18 protein-coding genes are annotated in these 25280 nt (G+C 32.3%); 9 read left to right on the forward strand and 9 right to left on the reverse strand.

The features are described 5' to 3' along the window. Positions 1 to 308: LPXTG cell wall anchor domain-containing protein (locus HMPREF2586_RS01110; protein ID WP_141756806.1), on the forward strand; the 308-nt coding region annotated here is incomplete at its 5' end. Positions 309 to 680: 372 nt separating this feature from the next. Here the strand turns inward: HMPREF2586_RS01110 and HMPREF2586_RS01115 are convergent. Genes HMPREF2586_RS01115 through HMPREF2586_RS01130 form a run of 4 tightly spaced genes read right to left on the reverse strand, consistent with a single transcriptional unit; the run spans position 681 to position 5177 of the window. Continuing rightward, positions 681 to 1526, reverse strand: coding sequence for a ketose-bisphosphate aldolase (locus tag HMPREF2586_RS01115; RefSeq protein ID WP_157948051.1), 846 nt, complete (start codon positions 1524 to 1526; stop codon positions 681 to 683). A gap of 15 nt (positions 1527 to 1541) precedes the next feature. Next, positions 1542 to 2903 (reverse strand): gluconate:H+ symporter, encoded by a 1362-nt coding sequence (locus HMPREF2586_RS01120; RefSeq protein WP_285337917.1) that lies wholly within the window; start codon positions 2901 to 2903, stop codon positions 1542 to 1544. Positions 2904 to 2922: 19 nt separating this feature from the next. Continuing rightward, entirely contained in the window at positions 2923 to 4290 is a 1368-nt protein-coding gene (locus HMPREF2586_RS01125; protein WP_070657055.1) for a four-carbon acid sugar kinase family protein, read from the reverse strand. Positions 4291 to 4301: 11 nt separating this feature from the next. Next, positions 4302 to 5177, reverse strand: a complete 876-nt coding sequence (locus tag HMPREF2586_RS01130; protein ID WP_070657053.1) for an NAD(P)-binding domain-containing protein — start codon at positions 5175 to 5177, stop codon at positions 4302 to 4304. A 113-nt stretch (positions 5178 to 5290) separates the two neighbouring features. On the opposite strand from HMPREF2586_RS01130, the gene HMPREF2586_RS01135 reads away from it, so the two are divergent. Together HMPREF2586_RS01135 and HMPREF2586_RS01140 are read left to right on the forward strand one after the other, a co-directional pair. Next, positions 5291 to 5908 carry a GntR family transcriptional regulator gene (locus HMPREF2586_RS01135; RefSeq protein ID WP_070038738.1) on the forward strand — a complete coding sequence of 206 codons (618 nt, stop codon included), beginning with the start codon at positions 5291 to 5293 and terminating at the stop codon, positions 5906 to 5908. Positions 5909 to 5987: 79 nt separating this feature from the next. Then, the gene (locus HMPREF2586_RS01140; RefSeq protein WP_070657051.1) at positions 5988 to 7982 is read left to right on the forward strand and encodes a hypothetical protein; all 1995 of its coding nucleotides are present in this window, start codon (positions 5988 to 5990) and stop codon (positions 7980 to 7982) included. Positions 7983 to 8144: 162 nt separating this feature from the next. Here HMPREF2586_RS01140 and HMPREF2586_RS01145 read toward each other — a convergent pair whose 3' ends face one another. Next, positions 8145 to 10340 carry an amidase domain-containing protein gene (locus HMPREF2586_RS01145; RefSeq protein ID WP_070657049.1) on the reverse strand — a complete coding sequence of 732 codons (2196 nt, stop codon included), beginning with the start codon at positions 10338 to 10340 and terminating at the stop codon, positions 8145 to 8147. 217 nt (positions 10341 to 10557) lie between these two features. On the opposite strand from HMPREF2586_RS01145, the gene HMPREF2586_RS01150 reads away from it, so the two are divergent. Continuing rightward, a complete protein-coding gene (locus HMPREF2586_RS01150) occupies positions 10558 to 13407 on the forward strand; it encodes a YhgE/Pip domain-containing protein (protein ID WP_070657047.1) in 2850 nt (949 codons plus the stop codon). A 490-nt stretch (positions 13408 to 13897) separates the two neighbouring features. Here HMPREF2586_RS01150 and HMPREF2586_RS01155 read toward each other — a convergent pair whose 3' ends face one another. Next, on the reverse strand, positions 13898 to 15499 hold the full coding sequence (locus tag HMPREF2586_RS01155; protein WP_070812594.1) for a trypsin-like peptidase domain-containing protein: 1602 nt from the start codon (positions 15497 to 15499) through the stop codon (positions 13898 to 13900). Between the two features lie 292 nt (positions 15500 to 15791). On the opposite strand from HMPREF2586_RS01155, the gene HMPREF2586_RS01160 reads away from it, so the two are divergent. From HMPREF2586_RS01160 to HMPREF2586_RS01170, 3 genes are all read left to right on the forward strand, one after another. Then, positions 15792 to 17408 carry a poly-gamma-glutamate hydrolase family protein gene (locus tag HMPREF2586_RS01160; protein WP_256324322.1) on the forward strand — a complete coding sequence of 539 codons (1617 nt, stop codon included), beginning with the start codon at positions 15792 to 15794 and terminating at the stop codon, positions 17406 to 17408. A 399-nt stretch (positions 17409 to 17807) separates the two neighbouring features. Beyond that, positions 17808 to 18875 (forward strand): acyltransferase family protein, encoded by a 1068-nt coding sequence (locus HMPREF2586_RS01165; RefSeq protein ID WP_070657042.1) that lies wholly within the window; start codon positions 17808 to 17810, stop codon positions 18873 to 18875. A 15-nt stretch (positions 18876 to 18890) separates the two neighbouring features. Further along, a complete protein-coding gene (locus HMPREF2586_RS01170) occupies positions 18891 to 20765 on the forward strand; it encodes a glycosyltransferase family 2 protein (protein ID WP_070657040.1) in 1875 nt (624 codons plus the stop codon). A 172-nt stretch (positions 20766 to 20937) separates the two neighbouring features. Here HMPREF2586_RS01170 and HMPREF2586_RS01175 read toward each other — a convergent pair whose 3' ends face one another. Beyond that, complete coding sequence (locus HMPREF2586_RS01175; RefSeq protein WP_064210020.1) at positions 20938 to 21345, reverse strand: carboxymuconolactone decarboxylase family protein; 408 nt, start codon at positions 21343 to 21345, stop codon at positions 20938 to 20940. Positions 21346 to 21435: 90 nt separating this feature from the next. Then, the gene (locus HMPREF2586_RS01180) at positions 21436 to 22326 is read right to left on the reverse strand and encodes a LysR family transcriptional regulator (protein ID WP_070657038.1); all 891 of its coding nucleotides are present in this window, start codon (positions 22324 to 22326) and stop codon (positions 21436 to 21438) included. A gap of 134 nt (positions 22327 to 22460) precedes the next feature. On the opposite strand from HMPREF2586_RS01180, the gene HMPREF2586_RS01185 reads away from it, so the two are divergent. Further along, positions 22461 to 23279 carry an NAD(P)-dependent oxidoreductase gene (locus tag HMPREF2586_RS01185; RefSeq protein WP_070657035.1) on the forward strand — a complete coding sequence of 273 codons (819 nt, stop codon included), beginning with the start codon at positions 22461 to 22463 and terminating at the stop codon, positions 23277 to 23279. A gap of 186 nt (positions 23280 to 23465) precedes the next feature. Then, on the forward strand, positions 23466 to 24551 hold the full coding sequence (locus HMPREF2586_RS01190) for an MFS transporter (protein ID WP_256324323.1): 1086 nt from the start codon (positions 23466 to 23468) through the stop codon (positions 24549 to 24551). 175 nt (positions 24552 to 24726) lie between these two features. On the opposite strand, the gene HMPREF2586_RS12925 is transcribed toward HMPREF2586_RS01190, so the two are convergent. After that, a partial coding sequence (locus tag HMPREF2586_RS12925) for an LPXTG cell wall anchor domain-containing protein (RefSeq protein ID WP_141756807.1) occupies positions 24727 to 25280 on the reverse strand: 554 nt, incomplete at its 5' end.

Below are 25280 nucleotides of genomic sequence, written 5' to 3' on the forward strand. Positions count from 1 at the left end.
CACCGGGTACACCAAGCACACCGAATACGCCAAGTACGCCAAGTACGCCAAGTACGCCGGATACACCGAATACACCAAGCACACCAAATGAACCAAATGCACCAAATGCACGAAGTACACCGGATACACCGAATACGCCAGACACATTAGATACACTAAATACATTAAATGTTTCGGCAACATCTAATACAATTAAAAAGAAACAATTGCCAAAAACAGGAGAAACGAATAATACTGGATTTTTTGCGAGTGTACTAGCGTTAATTGGCGGTATACTACTTACTGTGTTTAGAAGAAAGAAAAGCTAAAGTCTTTGGATTAAAGTGTTACGAACACTTTGTTAAATCGCACTAATATAATCTTTGAGGATTAAGCAATTATGGGTTGTTTAATCCTTTTTTGCTTTGTATAGTTAAATTAGGTATATCAATTTTTATCAATTTCTAATGTCATATTATAGTGATAGTATTTGGAGGAAAATATAGCAAGATATATTTTTATTAAAATAAGTTTTTTTGAAAAATGAGAATGAGAAATCTCAAATACAAACCTTTTACTTAAAAATCTTTTGGACAATTAAATTAATAGTACGTAGTGCTATTATAAAGAAATAAGGGATAAGTTAAATATCTTAACTTACCCCCTTGTTGATTTAAGAACTATATTATTCGGTTTTTGACTTAAATTTTATTTTCACTGTTACATTTTTTAATTAAATTACTTACAGTGTCTTCGATGGCTTGTTTACAAGGTTGAATTATATTTTGCGGTTCATACAATGAAGGATTATTATTTAAAACAGTTCTTAATGCTTCTGTCCATGCTTTTTTAACTTCAGTGTTAAAATTTATTTTTGCGTGACCTAGTCGGATAGCATGTTTTAAATCAGTATCTGAAATACCTGTTGCACCGTGTAGTGCCAGTGCTTGGTGAAGTGTATTATTGATTTGTTCCATTAATTTAAAGTTTAAATTGGGTTGTCCTTTGTATTCACCGTGTGCAGAGCCTAAAGCAGGTGCAAGTATATCTATATTAGCTTTTTTGGAAAGTGTAATACAATCGTCTATACTTGCATATTTAATAGTATCTTCGATTCCGTCTTCTTTACCACCAACTCCACCAACTTCTCCTTCAACTGCAACGCCCTTTTTATGGGCATATGTGGCAACTTCAAATGTTTTTTTAACATTATCAACGATATCTAACTTAGAGCCATCAAACATCACTGAATCATACCCAGCATCAACTGCTTTTTTACAATTTTCAATAGATGTACTATGATCTAGATGAATTTTTATGGGAATGTTTACTTGCATTGAGTGAATTTTGTTTCTAATCGTCTGGCAAATGAATTTATAACCGCCTAATAAATCAACGATATTATCTGATGTAGCAATGATGATAGGTGATTCCATATTACTAGCTGCTTTAATTATAGGATCAATCCAATCAATTTCATTAAGATTAACCTGAGGTATAGCGAATTCTTTGTTTTTAGCATTGTTCAGTAATTCATCATATTTCACAATGACACGTCCTTTTTAAATTACTATATTTACAATTAAAATCAATCCCAGTCCAATCACAGATAGTACAGATTCTAATAAAGTCCATGTTAAAAAAGTCTCTTTAATTGTTAATCCAAAGTATTCTTTGAACATCCAAAAGCCTGCATCGTTTACGTGAGAACAAAAGATACTACCTGCACCAATTGCTAAAACAACAAGTGAAATGTTTATATCAACAGATTGTAACAATGGTAGGACAATACCAACTGAGGAGATTGCTGCAACAGTTGTTGAACCTAATGCTACACGTAAAATAGCAGCTGCTAACCAAGCTAAGAAAATAGGGGACGTTTCAGTTCCGTGTAGCATATGAGAAATAGTATCTCCAACGCCACCATCTATTAAGATTTGTTTGAATGTACCTCCGCCACCAATAATGAGTAGTAGCATTGCAATAGGGGTAATGGCTTTTGTAACGGTGTCCATAATATCATTCATTTTTTGTTTTCTTCTGATTCCCATGGTATAAATAGCAAATACTACGGCGATTAACATCGCAGTAGTAGATGAACCAATAAAGTATATGAAGCCTTCAAATCCAGAAGCTTTACCATCTTCGTGACCAGTTACCAACTGAACAATTGTAGAAAGTAGCATCAAAATAACTGGACTTAAAGCAGTTAGTAAACTAATGCCAAAGCTTGGTTGTTGTTCTAGTAGTAATGATTTTGTTCCTTCGATATCGTCTCGTTTACCTGTTTTAGAAAATGCGGTAGGTGCTAATTTATACGCAATTTTTGGAAACAAACCACCGACAATAATTGCCAATGGAATACCAATAATAATACCGTACATCAAAACATGACCAATATTTGCATGTACAGCTTGCGCAATGGCAACAGGACCTGGATGCGGTGGTAAGAAACCGTGTGTGATAGCAATAGAAGTCGCCATTGGTAGACCTACTTTTAAATTTGAAACATTTAATTTTTTGGCTAACGTAAATACAAGAGGTACGAGTAATACAAATGCTACTTCTAAAAACAAAGAAATACCGATGATAAATGAAGCAATCAACATTGCCCATGTCACGTATTTTTCACCAAATTTTTCAATTAGTTTTTCAGCAATTTTTGTAGCACCTCCACCATCTGAAAGTAACTTTCCTAATATGGAACCTAGTCCAAAGATAATTGCGATATGACCTAACGTATCTCCCATACCTTTTTCAATAGTTTCTACAATTTTATGTAATGGCATGCCTAACATAATGCCAGTTAACATTGAAGTAATAATGAGTGCAATAAATGTATTTAATTTAAATAACATAATTAAAATAAGTAAAATAATAACCCCGATGACAACAGCAATTAATGGCCAAATTTCTCCCATGATTTTAACCCCCTTCAAAAAACTAGCTATTTAATTTATAGACTTTGGTTAATGTATCAACTTCTCCCACATTACCTGGAAAAATAACGTAAGGTATTTGGTCATATTTTGCTTCTTTATTCGTTAACCATACTGGTACACCTTTAGTTATTTGTCCGATGACCTTTGCTTTTTTAATGTTTAGGCCTTTGGTTGCTACATCACTAGACGTAATTCCACCCTTAGCAATAATAAAGCTTGGTCGTATAGATAATTGTTTAATGATACTAACTAAACTGTTTGATATATTTGTTGATATACTTAAATTATTTGTTAAATCCTCCGTTTTTATCACATCACGTGAAGTATATATAACGATATCTTTGCCTTTAGCAATAATATTTTCAACTTCTGTTGTTAATTTATCGATATAATCTTGTAAATTAGATTGAGTCACTGTTTTTACGTCAAATTCAATTGCATTTATTTTGGTATTTTCCAATAAATGATTGAGTTGAGATGACGATTTTTTAACATGAGATCCAACAATAATGACACCACCGTTATTACTTTTCTTGTAATTTTGTAAATTGATGATTTCACCAGGTGTTTCGCATATGGATTTCACAAATGATGCTGCGGTTCTGAAAATGAATTTTTTATTGTGATATTTAAGATATTCAACCAGGCATGCTGTAAAATAATCCATATCTTCATCGTTCAATGCATCAACTACAACAGCATCAAAGTTACTTAAAGTATCAAAAGTAACAAATATTTGTTCTTTTTCTCTATTTCTAATTTGATTTAAAGTAATATGAAAAACGTTCTCAGATTTAATTTCACCTCGGCTCTTTTCTTCTATAAAATCTGCCATTGATGTTGACTCAAAACCAAAAGTAGTATCATTTGAAAACTCACTTTCTGATACAGGGATATATTGGTCCTCATCTTTTAAGTAATGAATTCCTTTATATGTGTAGCGATCGCCTTCAAAAAATTCAGGTAAATAGAAGACAGCATTAAAAGGTTTTGATGTTGTTTCATTTAAAATTTTTGGTTCTAAGTAAAAGTGACCACGTAATGTGGAGTCTCCTCGACTAATAATCAAATAAGGTTTTTTTAATTTCAGTGATACATTTTCAATGTTTTGACTTAATTCTTGATGTAATTGTGTAGTTTCTTGTGTGTTCAATGCACGTGAATTCGTTAAAATATAAAACATATTGTTAGATTGTTCAAAGGCATCGGTTAAGAGAGATTCAGTCCAATCCGTATACACGGGTAGGTCTTTTACAGTTTGTGTTCCAGTTGGATCATCGTCTAAAACTACGATTTTATAATCTAGACTTTCTAAATTTTTATTAAATGTGTCGTTTATGCGTTTGTTTATTATTTCTGCATTTAACATATATTCATCACCTACATATTATTAATTTTTTCAAAGTATTTTATAATACCAGCTTGGTCGTTTAATCCATTGCCTTGGTTAACTTCAGATTTAAAAATTTCTTTGACTTGGTTTACGATAGGTAGTGTTAATCCAATTGTATCTATCGTAGATGTAACATTTTTTAAATCTTTCAAATTAATATTGAGTGTTCCGCCAGCTTTATAATCTTTTTCAATCATTTTAGGGAATTTTGCTTCCATAGCAGCTGATCCTGCTAATCCGTGTCTTATTGCCTCGAACATTTCATTCAAATCAATATCAAATTTTTTTGCTAATAGTACGCCTTCTGACAGGGCTGCAATATTTGTATTAACGATTATTTGATTTGCTAATTTAACAACGCTACCAGATCCAACATCGCCAACTCTTATTACTGATGAAGATACTGGTTTTAGTATTTTTTTAACCTCTGGAAAGATAGTAGCATCACAACCAATCATTACTGATAGTTCACCAGTAATTGCTAATGGTTCTCCACCACTCACTGGTGCATCGATGTACTTAATAGATTTCTCTTCTAGTACTTTACTAATTTCAAGTGATTCATTTGGTGTAAGGGAACTCGTATCAATTATATATTTAATATTAATTTCATCTTTATCGAGAATTGAGTCTTCTCCACTATATAAAACAGATTTTACAATCGCGCCATTTGGTAATGATAAAAATAAATAGTCTGCATTTTTCGCTAGTTCATCTATAGAAACTACTTTAGCCCCTTCATTTACTAGTTCAGTTTCTGCTTCTTTATTCACATCATTAACTAGTACTGTATTATTCTCTTTAAGTAAGTTTTTGACCATAGGTTTTCCCATAATACCTAATCCAATAAATCCTATTTTCATATTAATTCCTCCAATGTAAGCGGTTACCAGTAATTGTATACCAATAATTTGAAAATGTATACATTTTAAACTTTGAAAATTTATAGTAGTATGTAATCAAGGAGTTGAGTTAATTGATACACAATGGTTTGACGGTATATCAAAAAATTAGAAATGACATTATTTTAGGGGAATTAAAGCAAAATGAAAAATTAACAGAAGCTAAATTAGCGAAAAAATATAATGTAAGTAGAACTCCAATTAGAGAAGCAATTAAGCAATTAGAAATTGAATATTTTATTAAAGATGGTTATATATTTGTTCCAACAAGTGAAGAATATAGAGATATATTTGAAATGAGAATTTTGTTAGAAACACATGCACTAAGTAAAGCATGTGTTGTTTTTACACAAGAAGATTTAACAGAATTGAAAGGATATACTGACATCGATATTGATCAAGAAAATGAAGAAACGATAATAGAAACGAATGACTTATTTCATCAAAAAATTATGAAAGCAACAAACAATCAGTTCATTATAGATACTTATCAAAAATTGAAAAGTTACATTTATTTATTTAGTAAAACAGTCATTGATAAGAGAAGACCTGGTCTGATTGAAGAGCATAAAGCCATTGTAGAAGCTATGGTTAATCATAATGATAAACAAGCGATTCAATTACTAGAAGAACATTTGAAGAAAGATTTAGAATTCAGTTTGTATTATTTAATTAATAATACAAATAAATAATGTGTTGAAATCTTTGCTATTTGAATAAAGTGATATAACCGATATAATGGGTGTGAATAACTAGGAAAAGGTGAATTTAATGAAACAGATAAAAACTCATCATTTAAATCATAAAAAAAGTTTGAATCATCAATTTAAATTGTCTGGTATCGCACTGATTATGACTACGACTTTAATAGGATATGGTATAAATCCAACATCATCTGTAATGGCGAAAGAAAGTGCTGATGTGAAAGCTGATACACATTTGACTAGCGAACAAGCGTTAGAAAAGCAAATTCAACAAGCTAAAGAAAAAATAAAGAAATTGAAAAATATAAAGCGTAGTGAAAAGCGTGATGCGATTCAAAAAATGGAGAAGGCTAAAAGCATTGAAGAGGCCAAAGTAATGTTGGAAAAAGCTGAGAATGATGACAATCGCCTCAGTGAACAACAAAGTGTATCTGCTAACACCCAAATAGAAGATAGCAATATTACTGAAGATAATCATGAATCGTATGAAGACAAAAAAGATATTTCAGATAATCAAAAACATGTAACTGATCATCAAGAAAAAACTGTTCCTAGTGAGAAAACAGACTCAAGTAACTTACCTGAGCAAGAAAATAATCAAACGCAAAACGCTCATGATCGCATAACTAGTGAAAATTCACAACAGAACTTAGATCAATTGCTTGATAAAATTGATGTATTATCAAATGAAGTTGATGGGGGTAAACTAAAAAACGATAATGAAGCGTTAAGAGATACTGGAGACAATCAAGAACAACAAAATAAGGTTGCGAAAAGCACTAACAGTAAAGGTGAAAAAAATCAGGCAGAAAAAAACACACCTGAAAAAACGTCTCGTTCAGATCATGATGTTCCCCAACCATTAGAAAAATTTGAAAAAGAAATTGATAAAGTAACGACAAAACAAGCTAAAAACAATGACAACTTAGATGACTATGTAGCAACTAAAGAAGCAAAGTTACAAACATTAACATCAATGCTTTCAGAGCGTGATTCAATATCTAAAGAGAATAAAAGTAAAATGGCAAAAGAAATTAAGCAAGTTGAACAAAATTTAAATGAACAACATGATATTGTGCTGGATCAATTGAAATCTGTAGACAATAAAGACCGAGCAGTTAAAGATATCATTAATCGTACTTTTGATGACAGACATGCTCAATCTATCTTAGAACGTATAGACACAGATGGTAAAACAGATCAACAAATTGCCAATCAGGTAATCAGTCAATTAGACGGTTTGTCTACAACTTCAAGTGACGATATTTTACAAGCGATGTTTGATAAGACAGGCGATAAGCAAGCGTTGGTTAAAACGATATTGTCAACGCATTTGAACGATGTGGATGCATCTCGTATTGCTGAAAAAATTATGCGAAAAAATCCTGATAACGAACAAATTGTAGCGTTACTAAAACAAAATTTTGGGGACAATGTAACCAGTGATGATATTTTAGAAACGCTATTGGATCAATCTGAAGATAAACGCCAAGCCTTGGAAACGATGTTGGCTAGCAAATTAAATGATGCGAAAGCACAAGCACTTGCTGATGTTATTGCTAAAAAAGAAGATGCTAAGCATAATATTGTTGATTTAATGAAATCAGGTCTTGATCAACAGTTGAATGACTTATTAAAAGTTGATAAAGATATAAGTAACTTTAGAGATGATATCCATGGTATCTTTGAACCTTTGAAAAATACACCAAGCATTGCTGATACATTGGATAAAAGATCATTAAATAAAGGTGACAAAATATCGACATTATTGGATGCAGAGACACAACGACTTCAAAAACCAAGTCTGTTGAGTGGCTTATTCAGTGGTGATGGTTTATTAGATGGTGTGCGAGACATACCGAACCCATCACCTGGACGTGCTTTATCTATAGGTGAATCAGACGGCTTCTTGAGTGGTTTGTTCGATGATGAAGGTAATTTCTCGTTACCTGATGCTGGTACAGTAATGAAAAAATCAACGATTCCAGTAGGTATCGTGTTGTTAATCGTTGGTGGCGGACTGATATGGTTTGCTAAACGTAAACAGTCGAAAAAATTATAGTTTATCAATTTAAACAGGTGCTAAGGCTACTTGTTATCATATAAAAAATGCACCATTCAAAGTTAGTCACATAAGTGAGACTTTTGAAATGGTGCACTTTTATTTTGCAGAAAATGAGAATTTTAAAATATTGATTGAATTCTATCATGTGTCTATATAAAGTTAGTTTTGTTTACCTGTAATATAACTTAAATCAGTAGCGACATCTGCATCAATGGTTCTGTGAGAAACGATGCCAAGTCCCTTAACATTTGATTCTGAAATAACGATAGAACCATCATCGTTCACTTTTTCTACAAAAGCTACATGACCGTATAATGAATCTGCACCATGCTGACCTGCCTCAAATACAACGGCAGTATGTGTCTTAGGTGTTGAAGAAACCGTATAACCTTTTCTTTCTGCGCGATTGTTCCAATTTCTGGCGTCACCTAGATCTCCACCGACATATTGATCGAATTGCGACATACGGTGATAGGCATACCACGTACACTGGCCATGTGGGTAAGGCGAGTGATTTGTGGTTTCTGAAAATGGCTTGAAATCGCTATTATCGTCATCGTTCTTCAATTTATAATCGTCTAAATCTGGCATTTGTTTACGGTCAAATTGTGTTAAGTCGTAGTGCTCAATAATGCTGTTAAGTTTGTCAGCGTATTGAGAATCAGTTGCATATGTGGTAGCCAGATGTGCAGTTGCTGACCGATAGTTATGTGCTTCGCGCTTCCACGTTGGTTTATAAATATTTGGATTGCCATCAATACCTTGTTTGATTAATTTAGCATAATCCTCTAATGATTCTTTTTCACTCGGATAACTACGGAAATCGGCTGAGATTTGGAACATGTTGTTTCCATTGTCTTCAAGAGTATTGAAAGTAGTGGATTTTCCTTGGTAAGTTCCCTTGATACCGAATAAGTTATAATGAGGTGCTTGGGCAAGTGCACTCATGCCAGAATCTGATTCTAATATGGCTTGTGCAATCATCACGGATGCGTAAATATCTTCATCTTGGCCTATGTCATGTGCATCTTGTGCGATTGTTTTAATGAAGTCACGTGTGTTTTTATTTTCAGTTATTGTCAGTTGATTTGTAGTGTTATTATCGTCCGACAAGTTTGGTAATTGTTGGAAAATAGCAGTAGCGCGTATGTTAGACTGCTTGGTATCATTTTCAAAGGATTGGGCCGGTTTTTCTTTTTTGGCTAATTGTGATTGAGAAGGTAACTGCGGATTAGCATGGTTACTTGATGGTTGTTCATCTGAGTCACTTTTCTTATTTTCAGAATCCTTATTTGATGAATGTGCTTTTTGAGATTCATATTGTTTTTGGTTATTTTTAGCGTCTTCACTATACTCGTCTAAAATTGATTCTAATACTCTATCTTCCGACGATGAACCAGATTGATTGTCTGTTGTGCTGTCATTGTCACGAGTGTCTGCGTCATTATCCTGCTTACCTGTATCATTATTACTTGTCGTTGTTTCATCATCTTGTTTATTCTGACTATGCCCATCCTGCGTTGTGTTTTCACGAGATTGATTTTGGTGTGAATCTGAATTGGATTCGGTATCATCTTGTTGTGCATCCTGCTCATCTGTATATTGATTTGACTCATATTGACTGTTTTCTGATTCACGCGCTGTGTCATTAGCATCGTTGTCATGATCTGTACGACTTTGTTCTTGTACAGATTCTTCACTATCTTCATTTGAATCATCATTTATCTCATTATCATCAATGAAAGCTGTCGCATTTGAATCTTCTGAATCAGTGTGGTCTGTTAATGAATTATTTTGTTTGTTATTGTCTTCGTTTGAATCATCGTTTTGTTTTAATGTGGAAGGGGGTTGTGTTGCTTCATTATTAGAAAGTAATTGATCCAGTAATTTAGATAAACTGTTATTGTCTTGGTTTTGTTTCAAAGGTGTTGGTTTAAACATATCAAATATGTTTGAACGATCATCGTCTGTTGATGTATCCCATGTATTTTTAGTTACATTTGTCGACGTTTTGTCAGAAGTCTTAGAATTATCGTTTTCTTGGCTGTTGTTCTGCTCACTTGTTTTAGCATGGCCATCATTTTTGCGATTTTGTTGATCTTCCCGTTCACTACTATGATTATTATCGCTAGATTTCTCTTTTACATCATCAGATTTCTCGTTATTAGTTTTATGATTTTGGGATGATGATAGCGATGAATCAGATTTTTCTTTGTCTTTGTCTTTCTGTGTCTCAGTTGACTGAGTAGTCATTGTATCTTCTTTTGAGGTTTCGGCTTTGGCATCATTGATAGGAAATGATGGCATAAGTAAAGAAGTTGAAAGTAAGCAAACTAATAATTTTTGTTGCCTCATGAAAATACCTCTTTCCTAAAATATATTATTTACTATATACAAAGTATTGTTTATCTTGGTAAACTGTTAATAGTCTTGCTTTTAGTTGATGTCTATCAACTATGAAAAGGTTAAACGTTATTAATGAATTCAGTATATCAATTTATATGCAATAAACAAATAGTAATTTGAATTTTATATAAGAAGAAATCACAGATCTAGTTTTTGAGGTGTATAAATGAAAAACGTAATAAAATTATTTTTTATGGATTTAAAAAAGATTGCTAAAGCGCCTAGTGTATTAGTGATTTTAGGTGGTTTAGCCTTGCTTCCTTCGTTTTATGCTTGGTTTAACTTGGATGCGACATGGGATCCATATGGTAATACTAAAAATATTAAAATTGCAGTTGTGAATGAAGATAATGGGGATAAAGTCAAAGGTAAAAAAATTAATGTTGGTGATCAAATTACCGATAATCTTAAAAAAGATGATAACTTTGATTGGCAGTTTGTAAGTAGAAAAAAAGCAGATCATGATTTGAAAATGGGAGAATATTATGCAGCCATTTATATACCAGATAAATTTACACACCAAATTACTGGTACGTTGCGAAAAGACCCACAACAAGCAAACGTTGAATATAAAGTGAACCAAAAACTTAATGCGATTGCGCCTAAAATGACTGATGCTGGAACAAGTGCTATCGTTCAAAAAGCGAATGAACAGTTTAATGAAACAGTGACACAAGCACTTTTAGATGAAGCGAATCGTCTAGGTGTAAAACTTGAAGAAGAGATTCCAACCATCAATAAAATTGAAGATGCTGTATCCGAAGCGAATAAAGCTATGCCAAAAATTAACGATTTTGCAGATACACTTATTTATTTAGATGAAAACCAAGATCAAATTGACAATTATGCGGATCGATTTAGAGGATTAGGTGACTATAAAGGTGAAGTTATCGATGCAGCAGATAAGTTAAATCAAGTTAATGCTGCAATACCTGCATTGAACGAGCGTGTTAAACTAATACTGGCATTAAATGACTACATGCCAAATATTGAAAATGCACTTAATGTTGCTTCTAACGATGTGCCAGAAGCCTTTCCTAAAATCAATCGAGGTGTTGATATTGCAAGCACTGGGGTAGACGCTGGCTTACAAGGATTGAACGATGCACAAGGTTACTTGCCTGCGATTCAACAACGCGTAGAAAGTTACCAAGAAGTCGTTGATCGCGCACAAGATGCAAATCAAAATGTTAATCAACGCCTAGAAGATAATATACAAACTGAGCAGCAAAGTGTTAAGCATTCAGGTCGATATTCAAATATTCAAACATCGCAAATAAGTAATAATCAAAGCGATGATGATGACAATGAACAACATGATTCTACAGTAAGTAGTAAAGATGTTAATGCTATGCAATCTTCATTATCAGAGTCATTGTTATCACTTTCTAATTATGCTGACAAACAAGCCGAAAGTAGTCAGGAAGATATCAAAGCGTTGGAAAATGTCACATATGGTATTTTATCTACAGACAAACCTAAAGATTTTCAAAAAACACTGGATCATATTAAATCTAGACTGGAAATGACTAGTAAATTTAATCAGCAATTTATCGATATATTAACAGAACTAGAAGAGAGAGAAAATGTCGATTTATCGAATGAAATCAAAGAATTAGAATCGACAAATAATAAAATAAATGACTTAATTAAGCAGCAGAATCAACTTAGTGATGCACTGTCAAACGGAAGTTCTGGTAAGGCAGAAGCAGTAGCATTACTTAAAGACCTACCTCGCGTAAATCGTAGCTTGGATGATTTAAGAAATTATATTAAAACAGAACTAAATCAGAATTTGTTCGACATATCAAACGAAGTAATGTCTGTATTAAATGAAGGCGATGCTAGACTTTCAACGCTTCAATCGAAATTAAATACGATAGAACAGGTTATAAACTCTGGACAAAGTATTTTGACAACAGGCAAAGATAGAATCGAAGCGATTCAAAGTGCATTGCCAACCATTGAGCAAAGATATATGGATGCAATGGCTACTGCACAAAATTATTATCCACAATTTAAACAAGGCGTTGCGAACGCAGCATCCTTTATTGAAAATGATTTACCAGGGTTAGAGCAACAATTGTCTGATACGACAGCAACAGTAAATAGCACGATACCGACCTTATTCAATCGTTACGATCGTTTAGTTGATATTTTGGATACCAATCAACCACGTGCCAAAGAAGGATTGCATAATTTAGCGAATTTCGCACGTAACCAATTACCAAATGTTGAAAAAGATCTTGCTAAAGCGAACAAACTATTTGATGAGATTGAAAAAGATGATGCGGTAGACAAAATGGTAGATTTATTGAAGAACGATTTGAAAAAACAAGCGAATGTGATTGCGAATCCAATAGATATTGATCAAAAGGATGTATTTCCTGTGAAAGACTATGGTTCAGCAAGCACGCCATTCTATACAGCCTTAGCCATTTGGGTAGGTGCGTTATTGATGGTGAGTTTATTAACGACAGATAATAAACACAAATCATTAGCACCATACCTATCAACAAGAGAAATATATTTAGGTAAAAGTGGATTATTCTACTTATTAGGTATCGTTCAAGCGCTTATTGTATCTATTGGTGATATCGTAATACTGAAAGCACAAGTGGAATCAATTGGTTGGTTTATTGGTATCGCAGTATTCGCATCAGTCGTATTTGTTACCATTGTTTATACTTTGGTATCACTGTTAGGAAATCCAGGGAAAGCCATTGCCATCATCTTTCTTGTGCTACAAATTGCAGGTGGTGGGGGAACATTTCCTATCCAAGTTACACCAGAGTTTTTCCAAACGATTCATCCTTACTTACCATTCTCTTATGCAATCGATGCATTAAGAGAAGCGGTTGGTGGACCTGTTCCTGAAATTCTAACTCAAAAATTAGTAATACTTTCATTATTTGGTATAGGATTCTTATTAATTGGTGTAATATTCAAACCAATTACAGATCCACTGATGAGAAAAGTAACTGAAAAAGCTGAAGAAAGCGATGTAATGGAGTAAAGTTGCTAACAAGTTAAACGTCATAATGATGTTTATCAGTTTGAATGATGATAGTGAAAAACAGTTTTGGTCTAAAACAGAAACTTAAAAATATAATGAGCGATGAATTTCACTTCAAATAAGGGAGTAGGACAGAAATCTAATTTTATTTAAAAGATTTTGTTATCTCCTCTTGCTTGGGTAATTAGAATTGAGAAAAGTATAAAATCATTACCTAGAACTGTAATTCATGCATAAGTCCCACTAACTCAATCAATTGAGAAGTGGGACTTTTATTTTTGGAATCAGTTTAGATTTTGAATGTATATGCATACTTGTTTAGAAAATAGATCTAATTCGTAGTTGCTTTTCTATAATATAATCCTGTTGTGAGCCGTTAAAAATGATTGAAGGTATGCATTTTAATATAAAAAAGACACTTTAAGGGTTTCGAATTATTGCAACAATAAAAAACATCCTCGATAACAATCGAAGATGCTTATTAAATAGCTTAGATAATATTTTGAATAACTTCTTTGCGTAATTTACTTCTTAATTCTGCCATCGTATTTAAGTGATATTTTTTATAATCACCTGAATCAATTCTAAAAGCGTGTATACCTAAAACTTCATTTTTACTATTTAAAATGGCACCTCCTGAAGAACCAGGTTCAGCCATCATTTGATAATAGCCCATTGGATTGATGTTGCGAGCCATAAGGGAATATTTCCCCTTAGAATGATACATCGTACCCATAGGATCATTCTTGAATTTGCCAGTTGGTAATCCATAATGGTACATATGAATAGGCGTATTAGCCTTGATATTAGTAATCGATTTTTCTGGAGCAATTTTACGTATTTTCATATACTTTGAAATATCTTCTTTTGTATATAATAATGCGACATCACCAAATTGCATCATTTTTACACCAATCACATTGAGCGAACGTGTGTAGGTTGAACCTTCTTGTAGCAGATTCACTCTAAGATTTTGTAATGAAGATGGTGACATTGGTTTATGTGCTTCTGGATTATTGACGACGTGATTAGCTGTTAATATTGTATGTTTACCAATTGCAGTTCCAGTGCCATATGTCAGAGCTTTTTTAATAGGATTCCAATTAAATACGGTTGCAATATTGGCTGCTTTTGCAGTCGTATGTTCTAAAGTAACTCCTTTATTGCCGGAATTTTTCATGATTTTTAATGCATCATTGATGCCGGATGCTTCAGTCGTTTGACCAAAATCCCGCACATTATCGCTGCCTGGTATCTTTGATGACCAAGTTTTAGGTGCTTGATTATAGTAGTTGCTGTTTTTTGAAGTTTGCTTACTTGTTTTTGGAATAACCTTTACACTTTTAGATGCTTTTGCTTGCTTAGCTAATGGTTTTGTTTGTTGTTTTTTTGTTGTTGAAGATAAGGTTTGTGGTTTTATATTTTTATTTATTTTAGTCGTATTCGTTTGTTTTTTTGTTGTTTTAGTTGAACTTGATAGTAACTGTGGTTTTATAGATTTTGATGTACGCTTAGAAGAAGTATGTTGAGCTACTCGAACTTTGGTTTTTGATGACCCACTTTGTTTTTGTTTAATAGATGCATTTGTTTTTTGATTTTTGTTAGTGGGCATAATAGCTTTATTTTTATTTTGAATTATTGGTTGTTTTGCTAGTTTTTTCTTTTGGGTTATTGGTGAGTGCGATTGTACTTTTATAGTTTTTGATGGAGGTTGCACATTTTTACCCAAAATTACTTTCGGAGTATCTTTTGGAGCCCCTTTTATAACTGGATTTTTAAATTCTATGTCTTTATTATTGTATTTCAATTTAGTGTTTTGCTTGGGAAATTGAACTTCATTTTGTTGTGATTTTAAATTGCTAGTACTAACTATTTTAGTATTTTTCCCGTCATTTGTAGTATTGATCTTTTTTGTTGCTTTTGTTGTTATCGGATATTTTTTAGTTACTTTATGGTTAGTTGGATAGTTGATATCAGTAGTGTTTTCAGCAGCCTCCATTGTATCAACATGAAATATTATCACCAAACAAATTATCATAGATATGGCGATGATTGCAGAAATATATTTTATTGCCCACGACGGTTTATTCACTTAATCTGTCCCCTCTGTTTTTGTGTAAAAAGTAAATAAGATTATTTCTTTAATATTATATACTTTTTCTTTTGTGTATGGCAATATATTTTTGAGAATAGGAATAATATAATGAAATAGACATTTGTTTGGCAAAATATACTTGTGATAACTATTTTTTTCTTTATTGTAGTATTTTTTTACTAATGTCATAAGCTATTAATCTTAAGTTAAACAATAATTTAATTATTGCATTTTAAAAAACATTGTGTATTATTAAAATTATAGAAAACATTAAGGGGAAAAAATGAAAATGAATACGAATATACGTACTTTTTCTAGCAAGAAGTTAGTGCTAGGGCTTGTAACGACTGCTATTGGGATTAGCACGATTGCTTTAGTAAGTGAAAATGCACATGCGAGTACTTCAACAGTAAAATCACAAACAGTAACAAAAACAACGACTTTGACAACTAAACCAACTACAACGGTGAAAACAGTAAAGCCTGCAGTGGTAAAAGCAACGACAACAAAAGCTGCTACAAATGTAACAACTAAAAAAACACAAGCAACAGTAAAACCTATAGCGCAAAAAGCACCAGTGACGAAGCAGTCAGTACCTGTAAAAAAAACTGTTAGTAAAGCTATTTCAACAACAACGGTTAAAGCACCTGTTACGTCCAAAGTACCGACGACAACGGTGAAGAAACCAAGCACAACAACAAAAGTACCGACGACAACGGCGAAGAAACCAAGCATAACAACAAAAGTACCGGCGACAACAGCGAAGAAACCGAGTACAATAACAAAAGTATCGACGACAACAGCGAAGAAACCAAGCACAACAACAAAAGTATCGACGACAACGGCGAAGAAACCAAGCACAACAACAAAAGTACCGACGACAACGGCGAAGAAACCAAGCATAACAACAAAAGTACCGGCGACAACAGCGAAGAAACCGAGTACACCGATAAAAAGCACGACAATATCATCGACAAAAACGCAAACAACTCCAGTAAAGACACAGAGCACACCGACAAAGACTCAGGCTTCAAGTACAACAACGCCGCAGACTACAAAATCAAACACACCATCGACAGTACCTACACCATCTGCACCAGTACAACCTAGTACAATAGCAAACGCACCAGTCAAGACAAATGAAGCATCCCAAAACACAGTATTTCCTAAACTCGAAAATACGAACATTCAAGATAAGACATTACAGTCACAAGAAACAATAAAAGCAACTCCAGAAACGGAAACAAAGACAGCTAGTGCAACGCGTAAACAAGATTATTATAAGTCTATGACAGAATTATACAAAGATACGACAGAAGGTATCGACTGGAAGAAAGATACACGAAATGTCGGGAAATCAGTGTTGATAGTGGCACCACATGGTGGGAACCTTGAACAAGGGACTTCAGAATTAACAAAACTAGTGGCGAATAATGGTGATTTTGATTATTTTTCATTTGAAGCGATACGTCCATCCAACAACACACAATTACATGTAACATCTACAAATTATGATGATGCAACTTTGCATGAGATGATTCAAGATCGAACAGCTACCATTTCAATACATGGTGCTCAAGGTGAAGAACAACTCGTATACTTAGGTGGTTATCAATCACCGCTTAGAGACGCCATTCAAAGTCAACTTGAACTTAAAGGATTTGTAGTGAAGATACCGCCAGAATACCTTGGTGGGCTGAGTAATGCTAATTTTATTAATAAAGTAGAGGAAAGCACAGGTGTTCAATTAGAACTAACGACCGCTTTAAGAAAAGCGTTTTTCAAAGATGAAGACACTAGCACAGCATCACGTAAAAAAATAGAAAATTGGACTACCACGATGTATGATTTTGCTGAAGCACTTAATGGTGCAATCAAGCAAGTCTATCCAGAAAATCAAGGATAATATATTGAATTTATTGCTAAAGTAGCACGTTTCAAGTTTTTAATTTTAATAAGTAGATTTCTTTTAATAAGCTAATGACCTCAATGCGTATGTATATACGTGTTGGGGTTTTTTATATATTTTAGTGAGATTCATATTCGGGTAGTCTAAGGGAAGTCTAAATCTTCCGATTTTCTGTAGAAAAACAAAAATTGTAATTGCGCATATATATATAAAATTGTATAAGGACATAGCATGTAGCGTTAATAAACAAATCTCTAAGTATAGATTTCAAAAACAAAGAAATGTTTGAATTCAAAAAAACATTGTAATATAATTCACGTTATTTCATGCAAAATGATAAATTCACATTTGCGAAAATTTGAACATACATAGATTAATCTAAAGAGGAGCACAATGATGAAGGTATATACATCTATTATTTTTTGGATGAGAGCAATTGCTTGTCTAAGTATTGTGATGATTCATACAATTACTACAACATTTTATAAATTTGAAATGCCGAATGATGGCTATTTATTAAGAGTTTTTCAATTACTGTTATTATACGCGACACCAATGTTTGTTTTTATTTCTGAGTTTTTATTAGCGAAACAATATAAGACACAGGTTAAAGAAGGATTTGTAAAACAGAAGTTGCTGACATTAGGGATTCCATATATCATCATTAACTTAGGTTTAGCGTATGTCTACGGGCAGCCTAATAATTTAATGGAATATTTAGATTCTGTACAATTTATGATGTTTCATGGAGGCACGCTGACATATTTTATTGTTATTATTTTTCAATTTTATGCTTTACATGTATTATTTGCGAAGCACTTAGTAAAACTTAATCCATTAAAATTAATCGTATATTCATTAGTTATCACGATGCTATTTTGGGCTATGAGAACTTTTGTTGATGCACCAGAGGCTTGGTATTTAAATTGGTTATGGCAACGAGAGGGCTGGATGATATTCATAGGTTGGCTTAGTTATTTCTTACTAGGTTTTTATATGGGTTATTATTATGAAACGTTGATGGCCAACATACAAAAGTATGCGAAATACATTGTGTTAGGAACTGTTATAGTGACGGTCATAACGCTGATCAATTACTTGTCGGGCTGGTTAACGCTAGTGGACTCTAAGCGTATTGATACACCAATCTATGTTACTATGATAATCTTAATATTCTTTCTAATATCGTCTTATGTTAAATATGTACCAAAATTTTTCATTTTAATCAGTAATTATTCTTTTTCAATATATTTAATTCATTACTTTATTGTACATAGGTTAGGGACATTACATGAACATCCTATATTCAATATCGTATTTACATTTACATTAACGATTACGTTCTCAATATGCATTGCTTATGTATTTAACCAGTTTAAACTAGGCAAATATATAGTAGGAGGCATTGGGAACGTTAAGTATGATACGTTTTATCAAAGTTATAAAAATAACCTAGTAGATTAAAAAGGGGAGAATTGAATGGATAAATTAGTCTCGGTTATTATATCTGTCTATAATAAAGAACCATTCTTAAAAAAATGTATTGAATCTTTAATCAATTTAAATATGGAACAATCAAAATTGGAGGCAATCTTTGTTGATGATTGTTCTACAGATAACTCAGTAGCAATGATTGATAGTTATGCTAACCAGTATGATTTTATCCGATTAATTCAGTTATCAACGAATACAGGTAGTCCGTCAGAACCAAGAAATATAGGTATTAAAGCTGCAAAAGGGAAATATATTGCCTTATTGGATGCCGATGATTGGTTAGATACTGAAGGGTTTCCAAGATTTATGGAAAAAGTTAATAGTGATGATGCAGAGTTAGGCTTAGGACAAAGCTACAAACATACGAATAAAAGTATTACGTATCATGCTAAATTCACATCCTATAAAGATGCATCAAATTTGGTGCCACAAGATATTGAAAAGATTTTTAGAGCAGTAGGGCCACCGGGTAAAGTATTTAAACGTGATATTGTAATTAATAATCAGATTCAATTTGAACATATGAAATTTGGTGAAGATAAATTATTTTTCATCGATCTTATTTCTAAGATTCAAAACATTACGATGTCTACGATACCTGTTTATCATGTGAACAGATACGATGAAAATCAATCACTTGTGAAAGAGACCTCAGTGGTAGATAAAGCTTATTTGAATGTGGATATAACCAAACGTATTTGTAAAATGAATATATCCGAATCTCTGAAAAAGATGATGTTATCTAGAATGGTGGAAGTAGACTTCTTTAGAAGGTTGTTGCATACAAAGACGTTTTTAAAGTCTGATAATAAACAAACGTTCTATGCTATTTTTGATGATGTAGAACATATGCTAAATGAATATGGTTATGATATGAAGGAATTTATTAGTAACAAAAAATTTATAGCTATGTATACACTTTATCATCAAGAAGATAAGGAAGCTTTTTTAAATTTTACAGAAGCACTTGTTTATGGTTATTGGCGTTATTATATGAAAAAAGATGCAATTTACATGGAAATTGACAGTGATTGTGCTATTTTAGAACCAACACCAGTGCGTTGTTATCCAGTGTATGAAGGTACACAAATGCTAAATGGTGAATTATATGAAGTGATTAAAGTATTGAAACCAGAAAACGTCCAAATCAATGGTGTGAAATTAATTGAAATTAATAACGCAATGAACGTGTATCATGTTGATTATGTGTATAAAGATAAAAGCATTTATATACCCCAGGAACAATTTAAGCAATCGAAAGAGATAGATGTTAACCTCGGTGTCGAATTTGGTGAAACGAATGATATCGCCTTAGTTTACGCTTCTTACCCGAGTAATAATGACATTTATAAAATGAAACGACAAAGCTTCAAGTTAGAGTTCGTCAATAAGTTGAGGGAAAAATACCAAGGAAAATATTTCCTAACGGCATCAGAACCATTGATGACGCTTAAAAAAACAAATGTATATCGTGATATTGAATTTGAAACGAAGCTCATGAGTTTAAATCCAGGTATGAAAGTAGTGCCTAAAGATGTTCAGTTCACATCAAATGGTACACCTAGATTAATTCTTGAAGATGATAGTGTGATCACAGCAAATAAAGATTTTGTGGCACAGATTCACATGGACAACCATCATAAATATATTACAGATGTTCCTAATGAGGTTAAAATTAAAAAAGTTTGTAAATTATATCATTCTAGAATATTCAAAAGTGAGCCATTGGAAACACTTAAAGTTGGAGACACGATTAGTGTCGCTAATATTGCTTATACGAATAAATCAACACCACGATTAGTTACACAAGAAGGAAATTACTTAACAGCAAATAAAGATTTTGTTGAAGTTATAAAATAATATTTAAAAGGCTACTAAATAACCGGAAGTACTGGTTTTAGTAGCCTTTTTTGTTAAGAAAAAGTATAGGCGTTGGTCAAGTTAATACGTTGCTTCACGATTAATAAAATAAAAAGTAAACCACCTTATAACAGGGAGGTTTACTTTTTGGAGTAATCATTAAATTAAAATTTTATTTTGAACTATATGAAACGCCGCGTTCTTTATATACACGTTTAACAATTTTCAAGGCGTTTAACACTTTTGGAAAACCTACATATGGTAATAAATGCATAATAGTTTCTGAAATTTCTTGAGGTGTTAAACCAACTGTTAGTGCTACATTAATATGCAATTCCAGTTGAGGTTCTGTACCTAGCGTAACAAGTGCGGATATTGTACTAATTGCACGTTGTCTATAATCTAATCCTTCTCGAGAATAAATATCTCCAAACGCAAATTCAGTAACATATTTCCCTAAACCTGGGGCTACGTCTCCTAATTCTTCTTCAATATTTGCATGCGTTGGTATATTAGCGTTATCTGTTGCTGTTAAATCATCCATAATTTTTTGACCAATTTCATTACGATTTTGTTCCAATTGATACGACCTCCAATAATTATTTATATCTTTATTATAAGGACGTACGGTCTATTCGTTAAGTTCATAATATGAATAATGACTATTACTTTATTTCATGTCGCTAAGTTGTGATTGGCTAAATTCTATAAATGCTTGCAATGGTGGTGATATGGGCTTTTGTTTTTTAATTAAGAAATTCACATCCATAGTTAATGCATCATTTATGATAGGTATAGTTTGAATATGCTTTAAATTCAATAATTTCAAAAGAGAATAGGGCATGATTGCTACACCTAAATCTTCATTAACCATAGACAGCATAAAATCCCATTGTGCGCTTTCAAAAATAATGTTTGGTTTAAAATCGTTTTTGTAACATTCATATATGAACATTTTGCGTAGTTCAAAATCAGAATCAAGTGAAATTATTTTTTCATTTCTAAGCTCAGATATTTCAATTGATTCTTTTTGCGCAAATGGATGTTGGTCGTTTACATAAAGTACTAGAGGATCGCTAACTAAAGGCAGTATTTCTAAATTTTCGTCATTATCTAATTTCATAGATACTGCTATATCGATTGAACCATCAAGTAATTCATTTTTAATTTTATGTGCACCAGCTTCTGTAATGTTGATTTCGATATTAGGATACAAACTATTAAAAGATTTGATTATTTTAGGGAAATATAACGTACCTGTAATCGGTGGTATACCAATATTGATATGACCCTTTTTTAAATTTTCAATATCAAATAGTTCATTAGATATATTTTCTAAAGATAATAACACTTGTAAACCTTGTTGATATACAACTTTTCCTGATTCTGTAAGCTCTATTTTTTGATTAGAACGATCAATTAGCGTGGTGTTTAACTCATCTTCTAAATTTTTCACCACTTTACTTAACGTTGACTGAGATAAATATAGTGATTCTGCAGCTCGAGAAAACCCTTGATGATCAATGACAGCTATAAAATATTTGAGTTGTCTTATATCCAAAAACATCACTCCTTCACACAAAGTTATGAATTTTATTCATATATATAATTCCTTTTATATATTTTACGCATATCGGTGGTCATATTACAATAGAAGTATACTAAAGATCAATAAATAAAGCGGAGGCATTTTTTATGAAAAGAATAGGTTTTGTTGGTTTAGGTAATATGGGGACTGGAATGGCAATCAACTTACAAAAAGCTGGTTATCAAGTATTAGCTTATGATTTAAATAAAGACAAAATAAAAGAACTAGAAAACGAAGGTATTGTTGGTTGTGATTCAATCAAAGAAGTAGTAGATCAAGTAGATGATGCAATTATAACTATGGTAAGAAATAGAGAACAGACAGAAAGTGTAATATTTGGTGAAGATGGCGTAACTTCTGCAGATAAAAAAGGTGTTACTGTCGTAGTTATGAGTACTTTAAATCCAACGATTATGTCTGAACTTGAAAAAGATGTATTAGAAGCAGGGTTCAATATTATCGATGCTCCAGTAAGTGATAGTTTATCAGGAGCAGACAATGGTAGTTTAGCCATATTTGCTTCAGGTAAAAATGAACTTAGAAAAACATTACATCCATATTTTGAAGCTATGGGTAAACATATTTTTGATTTAGGAGAAGAAATTGGTGCAGGTCAGGCTGCTAAACTTGCGAACAACCTTTTATTAGGTATTAATATGGTGGGTATTTCTGAAGCGGTTAAATTTGGTGATAGTTATGGTTTAGAAGAGTCCGATATTCTTAAAATAGTAGAAGTTAGTACAGGCAACAGTTGGGCGGCTAACAACTGGGGTGAAATAAAAGAATACAAAAATAACGGTACTTTAGATGCAATTTATAAAGATTTAACTTCTGTGATTTCAGAATCGACTAAACGTAAAACTTTTGTACCAGTAAGTGGACTTGTACTAAATGTATTGCACAATTCTATGGATAATGAAAATTAATATTGTATTTCAAAATAAAGACTAAATTCAATAGTCTTTATTTTTTAATGCTTCATGTGAAAACAATAACAAAGTTGAGTAGTTAAAAGTAAGGAGTCAAATAAATAATGAAAACAAAAGAACGAATATGGTCGAAGGACTATACTATGATGTTGTGCGTCAATTTTTTATTTATTGATAGTTACCATGGCATCATTTGCTGCAGAAAAATTTAATGCTTCAGCATCAATTGCTGGTTTAGTTTCAGGTATTTATATTATAGGAACTGTGGGTGGTAGATTATTAACAGGTAATATCATCAATAAAGTAGGCTCGAAAAAAATATTAATTATCGGTTTAATCGCATTTGTGCTGACTACGTTATTGTATTTTGTAAGTTTAAATATCGGATTATTACTATTTAGTAGATTTGTAAATGGTTTTGCGGTGGGTATTGCAGCAAACGCTGTAGGAACAATCGTTGCACAAATCACACCCAATTCACGTAAAAGTGAGGGCATTGGTTACTTTAGTATGAGTTTATCAATTGCCACAGCCATCGGTCCCTTTTTAGGATTAATTTTAAATCAAAATTTCTCCTATTCTGTAATCTTCATTTTATGTTTTATTTTAGCTGTTATTTCCCTTTTAATTGCAAGTATGACATCTATCCCAAATCAAAAAAATTCAGGGCCAGAATCAACTAAATTAAATAAATGGCATATTTCAAATTTTATTGATTTAAAAACACTACCTATTGGTATTTTAATTTTACTGTTTGCTTTAGGTTATAGTAGTTTGATTTCTTTTCTAAGTTTCTTTGCAGAGCAACGAGATATTGTAAGCTATGCAAGTGTATTTTTCATTGTGTATTCAATCGTTGTTCTGATAACTAGACCAATTACAGGGAAAGCAATGGACTATAAAAGTGCAAATATCATTGTATACCCATGCATTATTTTATATTTTATCGGTATGGTTTTACTTGGTTTTTCAGCATCAGGATATCTTTTATTAATTGCTGCGGTATTTATTGGCTTAGGTTATGGTAATTTATTTTCAGCACATCAAACGATTGCTGTTAAAGTTGCAGAGCCTCAAAATATAGGTTTAGCAACCTCAACATTCTTTATTTTCTTTGATTTAGGGCTTGGATTTGGTCCTTATTTCTTAGGATTAATCGTGCCATTTTTAAATTATGCAGGTTTATATATTGCATTGGGCATATTGATGTTATTATTAATCATCCCATACCATTTATTTTATGGACGCTATGATTATAAATACTTTTAGTCAAACATTTTTAAAGTATAACTTTTTTGTTAATTGAATTACTATTTATAAAAAGCAACGTACAATAAGACATTGTACGTTGCTTTTTAATTCGTTTTTACTATAATAGAAATTTTTCACTTATAATTTTCTGAAGGTTAGCATGTTAGATTAGATTTTGTTTTATGGATTAAAGTTAGCGTTCTTTTCGTATGCTTTTACGTCTGAATAGGATGAATATAACACCAAAAATTGCTGCGACTGCGCCTAATAATGGATTTGCTTTATCTTGTAATTGTCCAGTATTTGGTAGTTGATTTTTATCAGAATAATCGGTACTTTTTTTAGTCACATCTGTTTCTAAAGTGGGATACATAAATTTAGATGTTACGTGATTATTTGAGTTATAAACCATATTTGAAATAGAATTGTAGTTCGAATTATGGAATTTTTCCGGATTACCTATTAAATCACTGTTGTTGAAAGTGGCTAAGCCTTTTGTATTATTGGAAATGTTTGAGTTATTCATTGATTCAGATCTATCTGTATTATTTAAATAATCTAGGTTACCTGGGTTATCCGAATTGTTTAGGTTATCCAGATTGCTAGGATTGTCCGGATTATCTGAGTTGTCTGGGTTGTGAGTATTTTCCGGATTATTCGGGTTAATAGGGTTATCCGGGTTGCTAGGGTTATCCGGGTTACTAGGATTCTCCGGGTTGCTAGGATTCTCCGGGTTGCTAGGGTTAT

The organism is Staphylococcus sp. HMSC034G07 (assembly GCF_001835975.1).
GTDB lineage: Bacteria > Bacillota > Bacilli > Staphylococcales > Staphylococcaceae > Staphylococcus > Staphylococcus ureilyticus.